At 32.9% G+C, this 22,098-nt stretch carries 21 protein-coding genes; 6 read left to right on the top strand and 15 right to left on the bottom strand.

All coding sequences use genetic code 11. The features are described 5' to 3' along the window. The first annotated feature begins 72 nt into the window (after positions 1-72). The gene (gene hemN, locus Q7C23_RS07495; RefSeq protein ID WP_375031923.1) at positions 73-1,437 is read left to right on the top strand and encodes an oxygen-independent coproporphyrinogen III oxidase; all 1,365 of its coding nucleotides are present in this window, start codon (positions 73-75) and stop codon (positions 1,435-1,437) included. On the opposite strand, the gene Q7C23_RS07500 is transcribed toward hemN, so the two are convergent. The 8 genes from Q7C23_RS07500 to Q7C23_RS07535 form a co-directional block, all read right to left on the bottom strand. Continuing rightward, on the bottom strand, positions 1,434-2,135 hold the full coding sequence (locus tag Q7C23_RS07500) for a sulfite exporter TauE/SafE family protein (protein WP_375031924.1): 702 nt from the start codon (positions 2,133-2,135) through the stop codon (positions 1,434-1,436). The two genes, hemN and Q7C23_RS07500, sit on opposite strands and share 4 nt — an antisense overlap. A gap of 6 nt (positions 2,136-2,141) precedes the next feature. Continuing rightward, on the bottom strand, positions 2,142-2,591 hold the full coding sequence (locus tag Q7C23_RS07505) for a FixH family protein (protein WP_375031925.1): 450 nt from the start codon (positions 2,589-2,591) through the stop codon (positions 2,142-2,144). A gap of 104 nt (positions 2,592-2,695) precedes the next feature. Beyond that, entirely contained in the window at positions 2,696-4,114 is a 1,419-nt protein-coding gene (gene ccoG / locus Q7C23_RS07510) for a cytochrome c oxidase accessory protein CcoG (protein ID WP_375031926.1), read from the bottom strand. Positions 4,115-4,119: 5 nt separating this feature from the next. Beyond that, entirely contained in the window at positions 4,120-5,058 is a 939-nt protein-coding gene (locus Q7C23_RS07515) for a cbb3-type cytochrome c oxidase N-terminal domain-containing protein (RefSeq protein WP_375031927.1), read from the bottom strand. Between the two features lies 1 nt (position 5,059). Beyond that, positions 5,060-5,254 (bottom strand): cytochrome C oxidase subunit IV, encoded by a 195-nt coding sequence (locus Q7C23_RS07520; protein ID WP_072971258.1) that lies wholly within the window; start codon positions 5,252-5,254, stop codon positions 5,060-5,062. 4 nt (positions 5,255-5,258) lie between these two features. Next, positions 5,259-7,448, bottom strand: a complete 2,190-nt coding sequence (gene ccoN / locus Q7C23_RS07525; protein WP_375031928.1) for a cytochrome-c oxidase, cbb3-type subunit I — start codon at positions 7,446-7,448, stop codon at positions 5,259-5,261. A gap of 2 nt (positions 7,449-7,450) precedes the next feature. Next, positions 7,451-7,642, bottom strand: coding sequence for a cbb3-type cytochrome oxidase assembly protein CcoS (gene ccoS, locus Q7C23_RS07530; protein WP_056185817.1), 192 nt, complete (start codon positions 7,640-7,642; stop codon positions 7,451-7,453). A 114-nt stretch (positions 7,643-7,756) separates the two neighbouring features. Beyond that, on the bottom strand, positions 7,757-10,144 hold the full coding sequence (locus tag Q7C23_RS07535; RefSeq protein WP_375031929.1) for a heavy metal translocating P-type ATPase metal-binding domain-containing protein: 2,388 nt from the start codon (positions 10,142-10,144) through the stop codon (positions 7,757-7,759). Between the two features lie 201 nt (positions 10,145-10,345). On the opposite strand from Q7C23_RS07535, the gene Q7C23_RS07540 reads away from it, so the two are divergent. Then, positions 10,346-11,026, top strand: a complete 681-nt coding sequence (locus Q7C23_RS07540) for a Crp/Fnr family transcriptional regulator (protein ID WP_375031930.1) — start codon at positions 10,346-10,348, stop codon at positions 11,024-11,026. On the opposite strand, the gene mazG is transcribed toward Q7C23_RS07540, so the two are convergent. From mazG to def, 3 genes are all read right to left on the bottom strand, one after another. Then, positions 11,027-11,797 carry a nucleoside triphosphate pyrophosphohydrolase gene (mazG, locus tag Q7C23_RS07545; protein ID WP_375031931.1) on the bottom strand — a complete coding sequence of 257 codons (771 nt, stop codon included), beginning with the start codon at positions 11,795-11,797 and terminating at the stop codon, positions 11,027-11,029. Positions 11,798-11,896: 99 nt separating this feature from the next. Further along, a complete protein-coding gene (locus Q7C23_RS07550; RefSeq protein WP_375031932.1) occupies positions 11,897-12,382 on the bottom strand; it encodes a DUF5606 domain-containing protein in 486 nt (161 codons plus the stop codon). Between the two features lie 67 nt (positions 12,383-12,449). Next, a complete protein-coding gene (gene def / locus Q7C23_RS07555) occupies positions 12,450-13,040 on the bottom strand; it encodes a peptide deformylase (protein ID WP_074657145.1) in 591 nt (196 codons plus the stop codon). 201 nt (positions 13,041-13,241) lie between these two features. Between def and Q7C23_RS07560 the strand changes: the two genes are divergently transcribed. Continuing rightward, positions 13,242-15,464 (top strand): FUSC family membrane protein, encoded by a 2,223-nt coding sequence (locus Q7C23_RS07560; protein WP_375031933.1) that lies wholly within the window; start codon positions 13,242-13,244, stop codon positions 15,462-15,464. A gap of 38 nt (positions 15,465-15,502) precedes the next feature. Here Q7C23_RS07560 and Q7C23_RS07565 read toward each other — a convergent pair whose 3' ends face one another. The 3 genes from Q7C23_RS07565 to Q7C23_RS07575 all read right to left on the bottom strand — a co-directional run bounded on the left by Q7C23_RS07565 (position 15,503) and on the right by Q7C23_RS07575 (position 18,286). Continuing rightward, a complete protein-coding gene (locus Q7C23_RS07565; RefSeq protein WP_375031934.1) occupies positions 15,503-17,002 on the bottom strand; it encodes a malate:quinone oxidoreductase in 1,500 nt (499 codons plus the stop codon). Positions 17,003-17,124: 122 nt separating this feature from the next. Continuing rightward, entirely contained in the window at positions 17,125-17,541 is a 417-nt protein-coding gene (gene ruvX, locus Q7C23_RS07570; protein ID WP_375031935.1) for a Holliday junction resolvase RuvX, read from the bottom strand. A gap of 121 nt (positions 17,542-17,662) precedes the next feature. After that, positions 17,663-18,286: a PAS domain-containing protein gene (locus Q7C23_RS07575; protein ID WP_375031936.1), complete on the bottom strand. Its 624-nt coding sequence runs from the start codon at positions 18,284-18,286 to the stop codon at positions 17,663-17,665. Between the two features lie 282 nt (positions 18,287-18,568). Between Q7C23_RS07575 and Q7C23_RS07580 the strand changes: the two genes are divergently transcribed. From Q7C23_RS07580 to Q7C23_RS07590, 3 genes are all read left to right on the top strand, one after another. Next, the gene (locus tag Q7C23_RS07580) at positions 18,569-19,384 is read left to right on the top strand and encodes a 2,3,4,5-tetrahydropyridine-2,6-dicarboxylate N-succinyltransferase (RefSeq protein WP_026982140.1); all 816 of its coding nucleotides are present in this window, start codon (positions 18,569-18,571) and stop codon (positions 19,382-19,384) included. 105 nt (positions 19,385-19,489) lie between these two features. Next, positions 19,490-20,566, top strand: coding sequence for a glycosyltransferase family 9 protein (locus Q7C23_RS07585; RefSeq protein WP_375031937.1), 1,077 nt, complete (start codon positions 19,490-19,492; stop codon positions 20,564-20,566). Further along, positions 20,563-21,333: a glycosyltransferase family 2 protein gene (locus Q7C23_RS07590; protein WP_375031938.1), complete on the top strand. Its 771-nt coding sequence runs from the start codon at positions 20,563-20,565 to the stop codon at positions 21,331-21,333. Before Q7C23_RS07585 ends, Q7C23_RS07590 begins: the two co-directional genes overlap by 4 nt. Here the strand turns inward: Q7C23_RS07590 and Q7C23_RS07595 are convergent. Continuing rightward, positions 21,330-22,097: a Kdo domain containing protein gene (locus Q7C23_RS07595; protein ID WP_375031939.1), complete on the bottom strand. Its 768-nt coding sequence runs from the start codon at positions 22,095-22,097 to the stop codon at positions 21,330-21,332. The two genes, Q7C23_RS07590 and Q7C23_RS07595, sit on opposite strands and share 4 nt — an antisense overlap. Between the last annotated feature and the right edge of the window lies 1 nt (position 22,098).

Raw genomic sequence — 22,098 nt, forward strand, 5'->3', positions numbered from 1 at the left:
TTTTTTTATGACATTTATCATTTTATATCCTAATATGAAGAAGTAATTTTGATGAATCCAAAATACTTTTTTATGAAAATTTCACTGATTCAGAAGTACAATGTTCCAGGTCCAAGATATACTAGCTATCCAACAGTTCCATATTGGAATGAAGGCGAATTTTCAGAACAAAAATGGAAAGCATCCTTTCAAAAAGCCTTTTCAGAAAGCAATTCTCAAAACGGAATCAGTTTATATATTCATTTACCTTTTTGCGAAAGTATGTGTACTTTTTGCGGTTGCAATAAAAGGATAACTAAAAATCATTCTGTTGAAGAGGACTATATAAAAGCACTCTTAAAAGAATGGAGCTTATACTGCAAATTGTTACCTGAAAAACCTTTTATTAAAGAAATACATTTAGGTGGCGGAACTCCAACATTTTTTTCAAAAAACAACTTAGAACATCTTATCAATGGCATTTTTACTTTTTCCAATAAAACTGATAAATATGAATTTAGTTTTGAAGGCCATCCTAATAATACAACCTACGAGCAACTTCAAAAATTATATGATTTGGGCTTTCGCCGAGTAAGTTTTGGTGTTCAGGATTACGCAGAAAAAGTGCAGAAAGCAATTCATAGAATTCAACCTTTTCATAATGTAGCAAAAGTAACTTTCTGGGCTAAAGAAATTGGGTATACCTCTATCGGTCATGATATAATATTTGGCCTTCCATTTCAAACTATCGAAGATGTTGTCGATACTGTCGAAAAAACAAATTCTTTAAAACCAGACCGGCTAGCCTTTTACAGCTATGCACACGTGCCCTGGATTAAAGGAAATGGACAACGCGGATTCAATGAAGAGAATCTTCCTAAAGACGCTGAAAAACGAAAACTATATGAAATAGGAAAACAATTACTTTCTAAAAACGGTTATCACGAAATTGGAATGGATCATTTTGCCTTAGAATCTGATAGTTTATACAAAGCATCTGAAAACAAAAGTTTGCACAGAAACTTCATGGGCTATAGTGCATCAAAAACACAATTAATGATTGGTTTAGGGGTTTCTTCTATCAGTGATAGCTGGTATAGTTTTGCACAAAACACTAAGAATTTGGAAGATTATTACCAATTATTAGAATGGGATAAATTGCCTATTGGGAAGGGGCATATTCTAAATGAGGAAGATTTGATTATCCGAAAACACATTCTAAACTTAACTTGCCAATTTGAAACTTCATGGACAAAAGAAAGCTTTTATTTTAATGATCTTGGAAATGTAATTTCTGATTTAAGAGAGCTGGAAAAAGACAAATTGATTGTAATTGACGAAAATAAAATTACAATTACAGAAGCGGGAAAACCTTTTGTCCGAAATATATGTATGGCTTTTGATTTACATCTAAAAAGAAAGTTACCGGAAACGAATTTGTTTTCGATGACCGTTTAATGACAATTAGGAGTTCCCTGAACAAATAAGCTAATATTAGAAGGCGAAACATATGGAATTCCTAAACCAAGACCTCTAAGGATAAACAAAACGCCAATAAGGCCGGCAACATAAGGAATAGCTTTTTGAATTTTATTTCGAAAGGGTAGTTTTATTAAAGAATGAATGTACACTACAATCGTCATTAATGGCATAGTTCCTAGTCCGAACAATAACATATACAAAACACCAAAACCAGCACTCTGCATAGCGATCGCTCCAAATAAAGCAACATAAACCATTCCGCAAGGCAGAAAGCCATTTAATAATCCAATTGTAAAAAGAGATTTATAACTTCTGTTTTTAAACTGATTTCCTAAGCTTGATTTAATTTTTGAAATGATTTTATAAACAGGTTTTGAAAAATTATATCTCGAAAAAATTTTCTCCGGAATCAAAACAACTATTATCATCGCCACGCCAATAAAAATTGACATATTCTGTTGAAGTCCAGCCAGAAAAAAACCTCTTCCTAATAATCCAAAAATCAATCCGATTGTTGCATAAGCAGTTAATCTGCCTAAATGATAAGTTACAATTTGAGTGACTTTTTTAGCTTCATTCTGATGATCTACAGGCAACATCATAGCAATTGGACCGCACATTCCGATACAATGCAAACTACTGATTAAACCTAATATGAATGCAGAATATAACATGTATACTTAATTTACGTAAATCACCTCTTTAGTTAAATACTTTGTTCCGTTATACTGCCACTCCATATTAACATCCCAACGGCCTTTAACCAATTTAGATTTCGGAATTAGCAAAGCTGAATTAGTCAACGCAATTTGAGTGTTGAAATCAAATTTTTTATTTGAAGGACGATATAGCAAAATATTTCCTTTTATTTTATCGCTTTCAAAATTGGCCGGAAAAGCAACTTTTACACCTTCCTCACTAAATACAATTGAAGGTTTTTGTTCCAAGTCATGTGCATTTTGAATACGCGCCATTTCTTCCTGGAAATGCGAGTCGTGTTTGTAATATTCTTCAACTACCAGGTCATTGTCATATTTACTGTTAGATTGTACTTCAAACACAAAGTATAATATAAAAGTCATGAATAATGCAAAAGCAATGACAATTCCGGTTCCCCAATTAATTTTCATATCTGTAAATTTAATTTGTTAGTTGTCGAATATGGTATCGCCTTTTAACTATTTGTTTTTGTTTCACTAAGTCTTATAGTGGCGATGTCATGGTGGTATTCTTTTTAATTAAAACTTCGCGGGCCTAAAAAGTTTGTTGTTGTCGTTTCGAGCAATTCCTTGCCGTTGTAAACACCAATTTTAACTTTAGTTTTATCACTTTCCAAAAGCACTTCATTAATTTCTATAAACAAAGTTCCTTGAGAAATACCTTCTTTCTGTATTTTAAAATGTTCTTTTCCAACATTTGTAATTTCACCTTTCTGATCAATCAATTCAAAATGAATATCATTATAATCCTTCATTGTTTTGTTTACAATTTTATAGGTATAAACATTACTTATCTTATCTCCCTTATGCTGAAACAATTGACCTGGCAAACGCAGAATGATAGCTTCAACATTAGTTCGTAAAAATAACATTCCGACAAAGACACTTAACAATATGAATAAGACAGCTGTATAACCTTTCATTCTGGCTGTAAATTTGAAAGGTTCTTTCTTGGCTATTTCATCTTCAGAAGCATAGCGAATAAGACCTTTAGGCAAACCTACTGTTTCCATTATTGTGTCGCATTCGTCAATACAAGCGGTGCAATTGGTACACTCTAATTGGGTTCCGTTACGAATGTCAATTCCCATCGGACATACATGTACACATTGGTGACAATCAATACAATCTCCTTTTCCTGTTGCTGCCCTGTCTTCTTTTTTATTAAACTTAGCACGCCCTTCTTCTTTTTCTCCACGAACAAAATCGTAGGCAACATTAATAGATTTATTATCTAAAAGTACACCTTGTAATCTACCGTAGGGACAAGCTATTATACAAACCTGTTCCCTGAACCAAACAAAAACAAAATAGAAAACACTAGTAAAAATCAGAAGTGCTATAAAATTACTGGACTCCTTAACTGGTCCTTCTTCAATCATTAAAAACAATGCATCACTACCAACTAAATAGGCCAAAAATACATTAGCTATACCAAAAGAAATTAGAAAAAAGATCGTCCATTTAATAAGTCTTTTTCGGATTTTCTCACCGTTCCATTCCTGGCGTGCTAAACGTGATTGTGCACCTCGATCACCATCAATCCAATATTCAATTCTGCGGAAAACCATTTCCAAAAAAATAGTCTGAGGACAAATCCAACCGCAAAATATTCGGCCAAAGACAACAGTAAACAAAATCACAAAAACAACACCGACAAGCATCGATATTACAAAAAGATAAAAGTCCTGCGGCCAAAAAGGGAACCCAAAAATATTAAAACGACGTTCCAAAACATTGAACATCATAAATTGGTTACCATTTACCTTTATAAACGGATTTGCAATTAAAATTGCCAATAAAATATAACTGACAATTTTTCGATAATCATAGAACTTACCAGACGGTTTCTTAGGGAAAATAAATTTACGATTACCGCCTTCATCAATAGTTCCGATGGTATCTCTAAAAGCTTCGTCTGGTAAATTTGACATGATTCTTATTTTTTAACTTCTGTACTATCTGTTGTTTTAATTGTGATATCTTTTTTAGGAGCACTTTCATCTACCCAAATTTCTCCTTCCGGAGCTTTTGGATCTTTAGGGTTGCTTCCCTGCAAAGACAAAATGTAACTAGCCACTTTTTGAATTTCTTTTGGTTTCATACCGTTAGTTTTCCAGGAAACCATTCCTTTACCATCACGTCCACCATTCGTTATAGTGTGAAAAATTTCTTTAATTCCTCCACCTAAAATCCAATGAGCATCTGTTAAGTTCGGACCAATTTGCCCGCCACCATCTGCTCTGTGACAAGCAGCGCAATTCGTTGTGAAAATTTCTTTACCAGCTTCTAAACTTTCCTTATCCGTTAATAAAACAACCGTTTTTTCATCCATTAAATCCGGAGCCGTTTTTAGATACTCTTCAACATCAATTTTTGCTTTTGCCATTTCTTTCTTAAGCTCCATTTCCTGATTATCTGCTCCAAAAATTTCGTAGCGGGCAAGATAAACAACACCAAAAATTATAGTGATGTAAAATAAATACACCCACCATGGTGGCAGATTGTTATCCAATTCTTTAATCCCATCATAATCATGATGCAGTAACAAATCCCCTTCTTTTTCAATTGGTTCTGTTTTAGTAAGTTTATGCATTAAGTCTTTAAACCAAGTACTTTCTTGTAAACTCAAACTATCTTCATAATCCAGTTTTGCTTTCTCTTCAGGTGTCAACAATTGGTACATGACACGATTAACTGCATTCAATGTAATTTCGATCGCAACCAAAATAAATAGAAATACAAACAAAAAAACAGAAACCATCGGGTATTTTATAAAAGCTGGCTTATCACCAGAATCTATACAATATTCCATCAACGCAAAACCAATGAAAAAAAACAGTGGTACTCTTACATATGCCGGGAAAAACTTTTTCATCTTATTTATCTTTTGAAATTACACCAAGTCCTTCATTTAAAGGAATTTCACTCATTTCTTTAATTTTATCCTTTTGATAGGAGAATACCCAAAAGCCTAATCCCACAAAAAAGAAAAAGAAAATTAAGAGAGACAGAATCGGGTAAATTTCTATACCCGATATATTCTCCATATTGTGTTTTATCTGTTCAAACATGGTTTTATTTTTTAGCCGTTTCTTTTACTTTAATATCAGTTCCAAGTCTTTGTATATAAGCAATAAGAGCTACAATTTCTCTTTCATTCATTGGAACAAACTTCTCCCCTTTTGCAGCCGCCTTGTTCTTGCTGTCCTGGTAACTTTTTACAAAATCAGGATCGTTTTCTAAACTCTTCTCAATTAATAAAGCCTGCGTTCTCAATGTTTTTTGAGCATTTGCAATTTCATCTCCAGTGTAAGGAACACCAAGCGAAACCATAGCCTCCATTTTCTTTTGCGTCAATGAAACATCCATTGCCTTGTTATCGAATAACCATTTATAACCTGGCATAATCGAACCTGCAGAAGTACTTTGTGGATTCCAAAAGTGGTTAAAATGCCAGTTATCATTGTATTTTCCACCGACTCTTAGTAAATCTGGACCAGTACGTTTTGATCCCCATAAAAATGGATGATCATATACAAACTCTCCAGCTTTAGCTTGTGGTCCATAACGCTCCACTTCACTTCTAAACGGACGAACTGATTGAGAATGGCATCCTACACAACCTTCTCTAATGTATAAATCACGTCCTTCAAGTTCTAAAGGAGAATAGGGTTTTACGCTCGAAATAGTTGGAATATTAGATTTTACCATAATTGTTGGCACAATTTGAATAACACCACCAATTAAAATAGCTATTGTAGCCAGAATAGTTAACTGAATTGGTTTTCTTTCTAACCAGGTATGGAATTTTTCGCCATTAAGTCTGTTACTGCTTATTCGTTGTAAAGCTGGAGCCTGAGCTAATTCGTCTTCAATAGTTTGACCAGCTTTTACCGTCATTATAATATTATAAACCAATGTCAGCATTCCAATCAGATATAGAGTCCCCCCTATTGCTCTCATCCAATACAAAGGCATGATCGCTGTAACTGTTTCAAGGAAGTTACCATAAGTTAAGGTTCCATCCGGATTAAATTGTTTCCACATTGATGCTTGTTGAAAACCTGCCACGTACATTGGTAACGCATATAAAATAATTCCTAACGTTCCAATCCAGAAGTGGAAGTTGGCTAATTTCGTTGAAAACAAAGTGCTTTTTGTCATTCTTGGAATCAACCAATAAATAATACCAAAAGACATAAATCCGTTCCACGCTAATGCCCCAACGTGTACATGTGCAATAATCCAATCTGTATAATGTGCAATCGCGTTTACATTTTTAAAAGAAAGCATTGGACCTTCAAAAGTTGCCATCCCGTAACCGGTAATCGCGACAACAAAGAATTTCAAAACTGGTTCTTCTCTAACTTTATCCCAGGCACCTCTCAACGTTAAAAGTCCGTTGATCATACCTCCCCAAGATGGAGCAATAAGCATTATTGAAAATACAACACCTAAATTCTGAGCCCAGTTTGGCAAAGCTGAATACAGTAAGTGATGAGGACCAGCCCAGATATAAATAAATATAAGAGACCAAAAGTGAATAATAGATAATCTATAAGAATAAATCGGGCGATTTGCTACCTTAGGAATAAAATAATACATCAGACCTAAAAACGGAGTAGTTAAGAAAAATGCAACCGCATTATGACCGTACCACCATTGTACTAAAGCATCCTGAACACCAGCATAAACGGAATAGCTTTTTAAAGCCGAAACTGGTAATTCTATATTATTAAAAATATGAAGAACTGCAACTGTAACGAAAGTGGCTAAGTAAAACCAAATTGCAACATACAAATGTCTTTCTCTTCTTCTCAACATTGTACCAATCATATTGATACCCATTACTACCCAAATTAATGCAATTGCGATATCGATTGGCCATTCTAACTCAGCGTATTCTTTTGAAGAAGTATACCCTAACGGTAATGTTATTGCCGCAGCAACGATAATTAGCTGCCAACCCCAAAAATGTAAGTTACTCAAAAAATCACTAAACATTCTGGCTTTCAACAATCGCTGAAGTGAGTAATAAAGACCTGCAAAAAAGGCATTCCCAACAAAGGCAAAAATAACAGCGTTTGTATGTAACGGTCTTAATCGTCCGTAACTCAGCCATGAAATCCCATCAGTCATGTTGGGAAAAAGGTACATAACCGCCAGGGTCAGTCCCACTAACATACCTACTACTCCAAAAAGGATAGTGGCGTAAATGAATTTTTTTACAATTTTGTTGTCGTAATAAAACTGTTCCATTTCCATAATTATACTTGTTTTTCTTCGGTTGGTGAATTATTATTCTGAGAAGTAATTTTGGTTTCATCGTCAAAAAGCATTCTGACTGAAGGCGTATAATCATCATCGTATTGTCCAGATTTAACAGCGATAATAAAGGCAATGAAGAAGCCGATTGCTACGAAAATACTAACTGAAATTAATAGATAAATTACACTCATACCTTAAATTTATGTTAACAAAATTAATAGGTTACAGGCATTTAAAATATGATAATTATCATAGTCAAAGACTTAAGTTAAATTTAATAAAAATTTAACTACAATTATTTATAATCATTTTAAATTGTTGTTACTGAAATAGTTAGACATCAAAGTCACAAAACTTACTATCGTAATTGTGCTTAAAGGCATAATAATCGCCGCTACTAAAGGAAGTAAATTGCCTGTCACTGCAAAAGAAAGTCCGATAACATTATATAACAGCGATAAAACAAAGCTCATTTTGATGATCAAAATAGATTTTTGGGATAATTTTAAGAAATAATCTAATCGGGAAAATTCATTAGCATCAAGTATTGCATCACATGCAGGAGAAAAAACATTGACGTTTTCAGAAATAGATATCCCAACATTACTTTGCGCCAAAGCACCTGCATCATTTAAACCATCGCCAACCATCATAACATTCTGGCCTTTTTCTTGTAAGTTTTTAATAAATTCCAGTTTCTGTTCAGGCTTCTGACTAAAGATAAGCTCAGTACCTTTTGGCAGAATTGCTTCGAGATTGCTCCTTTCTCCATCGTTATCGCCGGATAGTACTTTTAACTGATAATTTTTACTAAGTGTTAAAAATAACGTTGCAAGGCCATCTCTATATTGATTTTGAAAATTAAACTGTCCGTAATACTCATTATTAATTTTGATATGAAGCGCTGTTTTTTCCGGTTCGCCAGTCTCTAAATCTGAAATACCAACAAATGCGGCCGAACCAATTTGAATCGTTTTATTCTCAATTGAAGCTAAAATTCCTTTTCCTGTTATCTCTTCAAAGTAGTCCACTTTAAGTCGTTTTGAATCGGGCAAGAAGTCATATAACATTCGACTTAACGGATGATTGGAAGCACGGAGCACATTTTTTATAAATACATAATTCTCATCGGAAATAGGATTTCCTTCATAAACAATGTTCGATTTTTTATTTGTTGTAATTGTCCCTGTTTTATCAAAAACTATAGTATCAACTTTTGCTAATTGTTCAATGACCAGAGCATTTTTAAGATACATTTTTTGCCTGCCCATAATTCTCAAAATATTCCCGAAAGTAAAAGGCGCTGTCAGTGCAAGAGCACATGGACAGGCAACGATTAATACTGCTGTAAAAACATTAAAAGCTATATTGGCATCAATAAAAATCCAGTAACCAAATCCTGCAAAAGCAATTAATAGTAATATTGGAGTAAAATAGCGGCTAATTTTATCGGTAATTGTTTTGTGTTTTTGCTCAACATTTTTTTGAAAAATTTCATTACTCCACAACTGTGTCAAATAACTTTGTGAAACAGAATGCAGTACTTCCATTTCTACCACCTTCCCGATCTGTTTTCCTCCAGCGAATACTTTGTCTCCCGATTTTTTAGTTATAGGAACTGCTTCTCCGGTTACAAAACTATAATCAATTTCAGCCTTTTCACTAATTAATATACCATCAACCGGAATCAATTCCTGATTTCTAATTAATAATCTATCTCCTTTTATAACATCATAAATTGCAACGCTCTCCTCTGAAGTGTTTGTATTAATTTTAGTAACTGCAATAGGAAAATATGATTTAAAATCTCTTTCGAAACTTAAGAAACTGTAAGTTTTAATTTGAAACATTTTTCCCAGCAACATAAAGAAAACCAAGCCTGTTAAGCTGTCAAAAAAACCTGATCCGTAATTCATTACAATATCAAAAGTACTTCGAACAAACATTACGATGATCCCTAAGGCAATAGGAATATCAATATTCAACATTCGTGATTTAATACTCTTGTATGCCGAAACATAATAACCGCTGGCAGAATACAAAAAACTTGGTAATGCTAACAGAAAGATTAATATTCTAAAAAAAGGTTTGTAGTTGTCCAGCCAGAATTCTTTAATTTCGAAATATTCGGGAAATGACAATAACATTATATTTCCAAAACAAAAAAAGGCAACTCCCAATCTATAAGTTAAACTTCTGTCTACATTATTTTTCCCTGCTTCATAATTCTCTAAACTTATATAAGGCTCGTATCCGATGGAACTTAACAGGTAAGCAATAGATTTGAGTGAAACCAGATCAGAATTAAAGGTAATTCGAACTCTCTTTTCCGGGAAATTAACTTGTGAAATACTTATACCTTTTTGCATTCTATTTAGATTTTCCAGAATCCAAATACAAGAACTACAATGAATGTGTGGAATATTTAAAGAAATAATCGAAGTATTTCCTTCCTGAAACTCTAATACTTTTGAAAGAATAGCTTCGTTCTCTAAAAAATCATATTTTCCTTGAATGTCCTGAGGAGTTGCGCCAGGAGATTTTTCAAAATCATAATAACACGTCAAATCATGAAGACTGAAAATTTCGTAAACCGTTTTACATCCATTGCAGCAAAACTTTTTTCCGTCAAAATAGATTTCTTCATTTTTGGCAATGGTCAACCCGCAATGAAAACAACCTTGGTCACTCATAATTTGTTTTTTTAACTTATGCAAAGTTTATAAATTGAAAAACACTATAAATATGACATTTATCACGTTTTAATAAATTATGATTCTAATTTAAGAAATAAAAAAAGGCAAATAGCACTCGTACATTATTTCTTATCTTTTTTATGTAATTATTATACCTTAAGACGTTAATAATGGTTAATTTTGCTTAAAATTTTTGTCATGAATAAATGTGACCAGTGTATTGTACGCCAACTAACTTCTTTGCAAGCCTTAAATAAAGAAGAAGTAATAAAGCTAGCCAATAGTAAAACCACTTATAAAATAAAAAAAGGTGAAGCTATTTTTGAAGAAGGTGAAGTAACAAATGGCGTTTTTTGCATAAAAGATGGTGTTGGAAAACTTTCTAAACTAAGTGCTAACGGAAAAGATCAGATTGTAAAATTGGTTAAATCCGGAGAGCTTTTAGGACAGCGTTCTATGATTAGTAACGAGCCCGCCAATTTAACTGCAAAAGCAGTAGCTGACATGGAAGTTTGCTTTATTCCGAAATCTGAGATTATTGGCTTTTTTAATACCAATAATCAATTTTCAATGAAATTGATGCAGACTGTATGTGAAGATTTGAAAGAATCTGAAAATGATAAGATTGCATTAGTTCAAAAAACAGTAAAACAGCGCTTAGCTGAGACTTTACTTTACTTACATGACTTTTTTGGAGAAAACGAAGATAAAACACTAAAGGTACAATTAACCAGAGAAGAATTAGCCGGAATGATAGGAACTGCAACTGAAAGCTGCATACGTTTATTATCTGACTTTAATAAATTAGGGCTGATTGAATTGACGGGTAAAAAGATTCTACTTAAGGATCTAAAAGCGTTAAAAAAAATAGCGGATTAATTATAGTTTTTTAGCCTCGTTCCAAAAAACATCCATTTCTGCTAAAGTCATATCTGCTAAAGGTTTTCCCAATTCACCCGCTTTACTTTCTAAGTACTGAAAACGTTTAATGAATTTTTTATTGGTACGTTCTAAAGCATCTTCCGGATTTACATTTAGAAATCGGGCATAATTAATCATTGAGAATAAAACATCTCCAAATTCGGCTTCAATTTTATCCTGATCACGAGCTTTTACTTCTTCTTGTAATTCTTCCAGTTCTTCTTGTACTTTATCCCAAACCTGATGTGGTTCTTCCCAATCAAAACCAACACCTTTTACTTTATCCTGAATTCGGCTTGCTTTGACAAGTGCGGGCAAACTTCTTGGAACTCCTTCTAAAACTGATTTTTTACCTTCCTTCAGTTTTAATTTCTCCCAATTTTGCTTTACTTCTTCTTCATCTTTAACTACGGTATCGCTATAAATATGAGGATGGCGGTGAATCAATTTATCGCAGATTTCATTACAAACATCAGCAATATCAAAATTATTGGTTTCAGAGCCTATTTTAGCATAAAAAACAATATGCAAAAGCAAATCTCCCAGCTCTTTCTTCACTTCGTTTAAATCATTATCCAAAATAGCATCTCCTAATTCATAAGTTTCTTCAATTGTCAGATGTCTAAGCGTTTGCAAAGTTTGTTTTTTATCCCAAGGACACTGCTCACGAAGTTCATCCATGATAATTAACAATCTTTCGAAAGCTTTTAGTTGAAGTTCTTTGCTCATTTTTGAAGTTTTTTTGGTTGAAACCGAATAATGTAAAAGTAAAAAATCCTGTCAAGAAAACATCTTAACAGGATCAATATATTTGAAAATAGATAACTACTATTCTTCTTTTTTAGCTTTTGCTTTTTTAGCAGCCAGAGCTTTTTTTGGTTTTTCTTCCGTTATCGGAGCTTCATCAGCAGTTTCAATTGGAGCTGGAGCTAAATCAGTAACTAAACCTTTAGCCTGAAGTGTATTGTACCAGTTTAATACTTTTTTGATGTCTGAAGGATAAACTCTTTCTTCATCATATTCAGACAAAATTTCTTTAAAGTAAGCGATCAATTTTGCATTGTCTTCTTTATGAGAAATTGCCTGACCTTTATTTTCTTTAACAGCAATATTTTGCATTACTTCTGTTAAAGGTTTTTCGCCTTCATATGTATAAATTGAAATCTCTGATAATAAACTTACATTACTTTTTAAGTTTACTGTAATTTTTTTTCCGTCTGTTAATGATTCTGCCACAAAACCTGTACGAGTTTGTACTTTCAATACATATAAACCTGGTTTACCAGAAATGGCTAAAATTTTATCTAAATTCATGTTTATTAAAATTAGTATTAAGAATTTCTTTTTATATTTTATTATGTTCTAATTTTCTCAAGAACAATTATCTTCCTTTTTTTGCGGCAGCAAATTTCATTCGGTACTCTTGAAAAGTTTTACCTTCCGTAATATTTTTCAATTTCTTCTGAATCAAACGTTTTTTCAATGAAGATATTTTATCTGTAAACAAAACACCTTCAATATGATCGTACTCATGTTGAATCACCCTTGCTATCAAACCATCAAAAACCTCTGTTTTCATTACGAAATCTTCTTCGCAATATTCAATTGTTACAGTAGGCTTTCTGTATACATCTTCACGAACATCAGGAATACTCAGGCATCCTTCGTTAAAACTCCACTCTTCTCCTTCTTCTTTAACAATTTTCGCATTGATAAAAGTCTTTTTAAAACCTTTTAAATCTTTTTGTTCTTCAGACGGTAAATCGTCATCGTCACTAAAAGGAGTCGTATCAATAACGAACAAACGAATCGCCATACCTACCTGTGGTGCAGCAAGCCCAACACCATAAGCATTGTACATCGTCTCATACATGTTTGCTATTGTTTCTTTTAAGTTTGGATAATCAGGCGTAATCGCCTCACCAACTTTTCTTAAAACAGGATCACCATATCCTACAATTGGTAAAATCATTTGTATTAATTTATGTATTATCTACTGAAAAACCCTGAATTTAGTTCTCCTAATTCAGCTGGCAAAAATAGTAAAAAATAGTCAACGAATAATTCTAAACAACATATTAAATCGTATTTTTTGCCTGTCTGTTAAAATCTCAGCTATAATTATGCCAAATTAATTCGTACAATTCTTACCTTTGTTAGTAAACCTCACTATATGTTTGATCGCATCTCGAAATTCACGAACAGTACCTCTTTTTTAAACGCCTCAAAAGTAACCATTGCTTCTGTAGTTCCTGTGCTGATTTTAAACTTTTTAGGTCATTTTGAAATCGGTTTTACAATTGCTCTTGGTGCTTTTTATACCTACCCTAGTGATATTCCAAGTTCGTTAAGTCATAAAATAAAAGGATTAATTGTTGCTTCATTAATTGTTTCAGGTGTCAATTTATTAGTCAATCTTGCTTATCCTTATCCTTTTATATTTTATCCCTTTCTCGGATTCTTACTGTTTTTATGTTCTATGATTTCGGTATATGGGCAACGCGCCACATTGGTATCGTTTTCTGCTTTGTTATCAATTTCCTTATCATTTGGTCACTTACATACAGGTTGGGAAGCTTTTGAATATTCGGGTTTTATTTTTATTGGAGGAATTTTATACTTGATTGTATCGCTTGTATTTCATTTTATACAACCTTATAAATATGTAGAATTACAAATCGCAGAAGGCATAAAACTAACCGCAAAATACCTAAAATTAAGAGGTGATTTATGGAATCCTGAAGCGAATAGAAAAACAATTATAGAAAAACAATTAGCTGTTCAGGTTGAATTGAATTTGATTCATGAAGATTTAAGAAAAATGTTGATTGGCAACCAAAATACATCAGCGGCTACAGCCCAAAACCGAAAAATGTTATTGGTTTTCATTACTTTGGTTGAGATTCAGGAACTCGCTTTATACACATCTTTTGATCATAGCAAACTTCATGAAAAATTTGACAAACATCCTGAAGTACTCCGAACCTATCAAAACGTGGCTTACAAACTGGCTTCAACTTTAAAGAAACTTTCTAAAAACGTACATCATATTGCCGTTTATGTAGATAAGAATGATTTGAAAAATGAGTTGGATGCGCTGGAATTTGCCATTTTTGACTATGAAAAAAAGTTAGGAAAAGACGAAGCTTCAGAAGGCGTTTTGATGTTGACCAATATGCTGAAATATGCTAAAAATCAAGTTGGGAAAATCAAAATTATCCAACGTGCTTTTTCACTTGCTATGCAGTCTTACAAGCTGAAAGACAAAGATAAAGAACTGGAAAAATTCCTGACACCACAATATTATCCTTTACGTACTTTAATTGAAAATTTGAGTTTTTCTTCTTCAATTTTCAGACATTCTTTACGATTAACTATTACTATTTTAATTGGTTTTTTAATCGGTAAAATTCTTCCGTTTCAAAACGTTTATTGGATTTTACTAACCATCGTTGTAATCATGCGACCAGGCTATGGGCTAACGAAAGAACGATCTTATAATAGAATATTCGGAACTATTTTAGGAGGATTGTTTGCTTTTGGAATCGTATCAGTTGTCCAAAACCATGTTGTGTTGAGTATTTTCTCCATTGTTTGTATGCTGCTTGGAATTTCGTTTACACAGATCAATTACAAAATCAGTGCGACTTTTGTCACCATGTATGTGGTCTTTATTTACGGAATTTTGACACCAGATGTTGTAGAGGTAATTCAGTTTAGAATTTTAGATTCTCTTGCAGGAGCTATTCTGGCATTTTTAGCCAATCAGTTTTTATGGCCAGCCTGGGAATTTATCAATACACCAATACATATCGAAAACGCAGTTAGGGCCAACAGAAATTACCTAAAGGAAATTGCAGACTTTTACAATAAAAAAGGAGAAGTGCCAACTTCATATAGACTTGCTCGAAAAAATGCTTTTGTTGAAATTGGCAATTTGATGACCTCTTTTCAGCGCATGATGCAAGAACCAAAGTCGAAGCAAAAAACATTACCATTGGTTAATAAATTGGTTGTTTTAAACCATTCCATACTTTCTGCTTTGGCTTCATTATCAACCTATATTCAATCGCATCAAACAACATCAGCATCTGACTCATTCAATTATATTATAAAAACTATTTTATCGAATTTAGATCAGTCCATATCTATTTTAAAGAATGAGACGATTATAAAAGATACTTTTTTTGATAAAGAAGATGTTACACTGCAATTTGAAGAGTTAAAGCGTAAAAACTTTACACGTTTGGCCACAGATGAAGATCTGGATAAAGAAACACGCCAGGCGAAAATGCAGGAAGCTCAAATGGTTATCGAGCAGCTGATCTGGATGAGTAATCTAGCTGAGAAGATTTTAAAAATTACAAAAGAACTAAAAGCAACAAATCCAGATTAATTCATCTGGATTTATTGCTTTTTATAGTAAATGTGAGCTTAATTATTTCTTAATTTCAAAACTTCAGAAGTATGCTTTCTAAGTTCTGCTAAAAGCTCTGGTTTATCGTTTAAAGTCTGGCCGTAAGAAGGAATCATATTTTTCATTTTTGCTTCCCATTCCTGTGTTTTAATCTGACTTGTAAAACATCTGCTGATTAAATCAACCATAATTGAAACAGCAGTTGATGCTCCAGGAGAAGCTCCCAATAAAACAGCTAAAGTTCCATCATGTGTATTAATTACTTCTGTTCCAAATTCTAAGACTCCACCTTCTTTTTCATCTTTTTTAATTACCTGAACACGTTGTCCTGCTTTTTCTAATTTCCAATCTTTAGAACGTGCGGATGGTAAATATTCGCGTAAAGCAGCCATTCTGTCTTTTGGTTTTTGACGAACTTGCTCTATTAAATATTTTGTCAATGGAATATTATGAAATCCCGCTGATAACATCGGAATTAAATTATTAGCTTTTATCGATAATGGTAAATCTAAATAAGAACCATTCTTCAGGAAACGAGTTGAAAACCCTGCAAATGGCCCAAAAAGCAATGCTTTTTCGCCATCAATTACACGGGTATCAATATGTGGAACAGACATTGGAGGTGCACCAACACTTGCTTTACCGTAAACTTTTGCCTGATGTTTAGCAATAACTTCCGGATTTGTACATTTTAACCATTGTCCGCTAACCGGGAAACCACCGTAACCATTTCCCTCAGGTACATTTGCTTTTTCCAACAAAGGCAATGAACCACCACCAGCACCAATAAATACAAATTTAGTATACGCTTTTCTTACTTTACCGGTATCTAAATCTGTGATTTTGATACGCCATGATTTGTCTTCGCGCTGTCTTAACTTTTTAACTTCATGATTAAAGTATATCGAGACACCATCTAATTTTTCTAAATAATTGAACATACTTCTGGTTAAAGCTCCGAAATTTACGTCGGTCCCAATTTCCATATGAGTTGCTGCTAATTTTTCGTTGGCTTCTCTGCCTTCCATTACAAGCGGCATCCATTTTTTTAATTGCTCAAAATCGGTACTGAATTCCATTTGAGAAAAAATTGGATTGCTTTGCAAAGCTTCAAAACGTTTTTTAAGATATTTTACGTTTTTATCACCCCACACAAAACTCATATGAGGAACACTTTTAATAAAATTATCTGGAGACGGTACTTTGTTTTGTTGCACTAAGTACGACCAAAACTGACGAGAAACCTCGAATGATTCTGCAATACTTATCGCTTTTTTAGGATCAATACTTCCGTCTGCCTTCTCGGGAGTGTAATTTAATTCACAAAAAGCAGAGTGTCCTGTGCCGGCGTTATTCCAGGCATCTGAACTTTCAGCTGCAGCGACATCCAGTCTTTCGTAAATTTCAATTTTAATATCCGGTTGTAATTCTTTCAAAATTACTCCAAGAGTGGCACTCATAATTCCAGCTCCAATGAGTACTACTTCACTATTTGAACGTATTGTTTCGTCAGGCATAACAGTATTTTATTTAAAGTGCAAAGGTACTTTTTATAATTGCAAAAAAAAACTAATTTTCTATGATAAAAGTTATGTTTTTCTAAAAATTAAAAGGCTATACCGTTGTAGGTTAAAAAAATTTAAAAGCGTTTTGCAGAAAGATAATCCTGAAGCATAATTGTGGCTGAAATTTCATCAATCAAACCTTTATTTTGGCGCTGTTTTTTACTCAATCCACTATCGATCATAGTTTGAAATGCCATTTTTGAAGTAAACCGTTCATCTACGCGAACGACTTTCATATCTGGAAAAATATTGGAAAAATGAGTTACAAAACCTTTAACAATTGAAGCGCTTTCTGATGGCTGTCCGCTCATTTGCTTGGGCTCGCCAATTAAGACAGCTTCTACTTTTTCTTTTGCAAAATAATCTTTCAGAAAATCAATTACAGTGTTTGTCGGGATCGTAGTTAAACCTGAAGCAATAATTTGCATTTCATCAGTAACTGCAATTCCGGTACGCTTTTGTCCGTAGTCTATGGATAGAATTCTTGGCATTATGTAATTTTTGACAAAGATAACTATTTTAATTTTCCAATTTTCAGCAATAAAAAATCCGCTTTGAAAATTCAAAACGGATTTTTACTCCAAATATTTAAAACCTAAAAAAAATCAACTATTATCTATTAAATAGACGTCTAAAAAAACCTATTTCTTCCTCTTCTTCCTCTGGCTCATAATTAGCAAACTTCGACTGCGCTTTTTCATGGTCAAAAATTAACTCCTTAATATACTCTACATACGATCTCTTTTTTTCCTCAAGGAATCCTATTAAATATTTTTCACTAAACTCAACCCCACTTGCCGCTTCAATCTGCAAAAGTTTCTTATACAATGGTTCGATATGCAATGAAATCACTTCATGAGGAACAGCTTGTCTTCTTCCAAAATAATTAACAATCACACCATTTTCATCTTTTGCAATTTCAAAATCAGTTATGACCCAATAGTATCTGCCTGATTTCGCTAAATTTTTCACTATTGCATGAAAGTTTTTACCTTGTTTCAGATTTTCCCACAGCACTTTAAAGATGACTTTTGGCATCTCCGGGTGGCGAATAATATTATGTGGTTGTCCCATTAATTCATAATCTTCATAACCTGAAACATCTACAAAAACTTCATTAGCATATTCAATTATACCAAAAGCATTTGTTTTACTCATAATTACTTGTGTTTTGTCCCAAGTAACTTCTTTATCAATTACTGTTATTCGATTCTGAAGCTGATTTTCCTGATTCATGTTTTACTGCTTATATAGTTTAGTTTTGGAATGGTATTTATAATTCCGCTTTGCTTTTGGAATTATACCGCGAAAGTAAAGCGAAGAAAAAACTCAAAATCTGACTTTTGTCATATTCTGATAGCAAAAAACTTTTAATGGTAATTTGACTGTTTCTTAATTAATAAGAATGTTATTTTTATTTATCAAATTAAAAACAAAAAGTTACATATATAACATTTTCAAAAGGTTTTACTTTTCTGCTTTTCCTTAAATACGTTATCTTTGCCAAAAATTAAAACTATGAATTCTTTACAGACTATAATTGAACAAGCTTGGGAAAACAGAGCTTTATTACAAGAAACTACTACAACTGATGCTATTAGAGAAGTTATCGAATTGGTTGATGCAGGAAAATTACGCTGTGCTGAACCTGTTGGCGACAAATGGCAAGTAAACGAATGGGTTAAGAAAGCCGTTGTAATGTATTTCCCAATTCAAAAAATGGAAACATGGGAGTCAGGTATCTTCGAATATCACGACAAAATGTTGCTAAAGAGAGGTTATGCTGAAAAAGGAATTCGTGTAGTACCAAACGCTGTTGCACGTTACGGAGCTTATATTTCAAGCGGTGTTATCTTGATGCCAAGTTATGTAAATATTGGAGCGTATGTAGATGAAGGAACTATGGTTGATACCTGGGCAACTGTTGGTAGTTGTGCTCAAATTGGTAAAAACGTTCACTTAAGTGGTGGAGTTGGAATTGGTGGTGTTTTAGAGCCATTGCAAGCTGCTCCGGTTATCATTGAAGATGGCGCTTTTATCGGTTCTCGTTGTATTGTTGTAGAAGGTGTTCATGTTGGTAAAGAGGCCGTTCTTGGTGCTAACGTTTGTTTGACTGCATCAACAAAAATAATCGATGTTACTGGTGATGAGCCTGTTGAAATGAAAGGTTTTGTTCCTGCTCGTTCAGTTGTAATTCCTGGAAGTTATACTAAAAAATTCGCTGCAGGTGAATTCCAGGTTCCATGTGCTTTGATTATTGGTACTCGTAAACCATCTACAGATTTAAAAACGTCATTAAACAATGCACTTCGTGAATACGATGTTGCTGTATAGATTTTAAAAAATCTAAATTAAAAAATCCAAATTCCAATTTAATGATTGGAATTTGGATTTTTTTTGCTTCAATTTGTAACCAACAAATAAGATTCCGTTTTCTATATGAAGATACTTGTAATTCAGCAAAAAATGATTGGCGATGTTTTGATCAGCAGTATTATATGCAATAATTTGCGTACTGCTTATCCTGATGCTCAAATCGATTATTTGGTTTATGCCTCGACAACCCCTGTTTTAGAAGGCAATTCAAGTATTGACAATATTATACTTTTTGAAGAAAAACACCGAAAAAGCAAAAAAGAATTATTAAATCTGGGCTTTCAAATTCGGAATGAAAAATATGATTTATTAATTGATGCCTATTCAAAATTAGAAAGCTGGATTTTGGTTTTATTGAGCAATGCCAAAAGAAAAATCTCTTATAAAAAACCCGGAAGAACCTTTTTATATAATGATAATATTCTATTTGAAGCTCTTCCAAAAACCAACTTAGGTTTAGCAATCGAAAGAAGACTTTCATTGTTAGAACCTTTAAATCTTAAAATAACAATAGATCCAATTCCGAAATTATTTGTTTCTGAAAAAGAAAACCAGGAGGCTATTGCTCTTTTTGAAAAACATAATGTCCAAAAAGATCGAAAGACCGTTATGATCAGTCTTTTAGGAAGTGAGACATTAAAAACTTACCCTTTAGAATTTATGTCTAAAGTGGTTGATTATGTTGCCGATAATGCTGATGTAAATATTCTATTTAATTATTTCCCCAAACAAATTGAAGAAGCTAAAACTGTTTTTAACAGTTGTAAACCTTCGACTCAGGAAAAAGTTTATTTTGATTTATTGGGAGGAGATTTGCGTTCTTTTATAGGACTGGTAAATAAATGCGATCTGATTATTGGAAATGACGGCGGCGCAATCAATATGGCGAAAGCTTTAGACAAACCTTCTTTCATCATTTTTTCTCCTTGGATAGAAAAGAAAATCTGGGCTACTTTTGAGGACGGAGTTCATCATCTTTCGGTACATTTAAAAGATTATCGTCCTGAATTATTTGAGCAAAAAAAGGAAAAAATGCTCAAAAAAGAGGCATTATCTCTATATCAGGAATTTAAGCCGGAATTTTTCAAAGACAAAATCGAGTTGTTTCTGAATCAGAACTTAAGCACTTCAGTAAAATGATTTTGCCGGAAAAACAACTTTTGACAGCTTTGGTTATCACCTATAATGAAGAACAAAATATAAAAACTGTTCTTGATCATTTGGCTTTCGCTGATGAAATTATCGTGGTTGATTCTTTTAGCACTGATAAGACTTTTGAAGTCGTTTCAACATTCAACAATGTAAAAGTGGTTCAACGTGTTTTTGACAACTTTGCTTCCCAACGCAATTATGCTCTAAGTTTAGCTTCTAATTCGTGGATTTTGTTTGTTGATGCCGATGAAAGATTACCTTCCGAACTTCAAAAGGAAATCAAATTTGTTATCAATCAGAAAAATAGTGCGGCAGCTTATTTTGTTCACAGAAACTTTATGTTCCAGAATAGCAAATTACGTTTTAGTGGCTGGCAGACAGACAAAATTATTCGTCTTTTTAGAAAAGAAAATGCCATTTATAATCATGAAAAAATCGTGCATGAAAAATTAATTGTAAACGGAAAAATTGGTAAATTAAAAAATAAACTAATTCATTATTCGTATTCTAATTTTGAAGATTACAAACAAAAAATGATTTTTTATGGGCAATTAAAAGCACAGGAAGAGTTTTTAAAAAACACAAAACCTAACGCTTTCCATTTCTATATTCGTCCTGCCTATCAATTCTTAAATCAATATTTACTGAGATTTGGAATTCTGGATGGCAAAAAAGGAATTATAATTTGCTACTTAAATGCATTAAGCGTCGCTGTTCGTTTTCAGGAGCTTAAAAAGATCCGAATAAAGAGCTAAGATTTCCAGAATTTAAGCTTCTTTTTCAGTCTTTTCTTTCTGGCAAATTCTTCCTGAAAATCGCTTGTAGCTTTCCACATTTTTTCGAAAATTTCACTTTCCGGTTTATCTGTGTAAAATTTTGCATACTCGTTACTCATTGTCGCAATCATTCCTTTTTGCGGCGTTAAACGGCTGAAATTATTCATACGTTGTTCAAAACTCATAGAATCATAAAAATTCATTCTGTTTAAATCAACCAAAAAGAAATCGTATTTATTTTCATCAACTTTTTTAATCAAGGTATTTCCAGGCGAATGATCTAAAAACTCCACTCCTTTTTCATGTAAATCAAAAGTAAATTTAACAAACTGTCTTAAAATAGTATCATGATCCGGATAATCAGGAACTTCTACTAATTCTCTATAAGTCAATTCAGTTACCAAATGTTCGCTGGCATAATAACTATCCTTTAATCCTATCGAAGTAAAATTTTCAAGAAATGCGATTGGTTGCGGAGTTCCAATACCCTTTTCAAGCAAAATAGTCGCATATTCAAACGAACGTTTTGCTTTTGATTTCCTAAAATATTTATAGGCAACTTTATTCACGATATTTGGAACTTTAAACGATTTTATGTTAATCGTCTTTCCATTTAAGTCAAAAAGCTTGATTTTATTTCGATCGCCATTGCCAAAAAGAGTTCCTGAGCTATTAAATGTTTTAATTTGATAAAGAATCGATTCTTTACTATTCTCAAAAATGGGATTTACTTTAAAATTCATC

This window comes from Flavobacterium sp. LAR06 (genome assembly GCF_041946075.1).
Lineage (GTDB): Bacteria > Bacteroidota > Bacteroidia > Flavobacteriales > Flavobacteriaceae > Flavobacterium.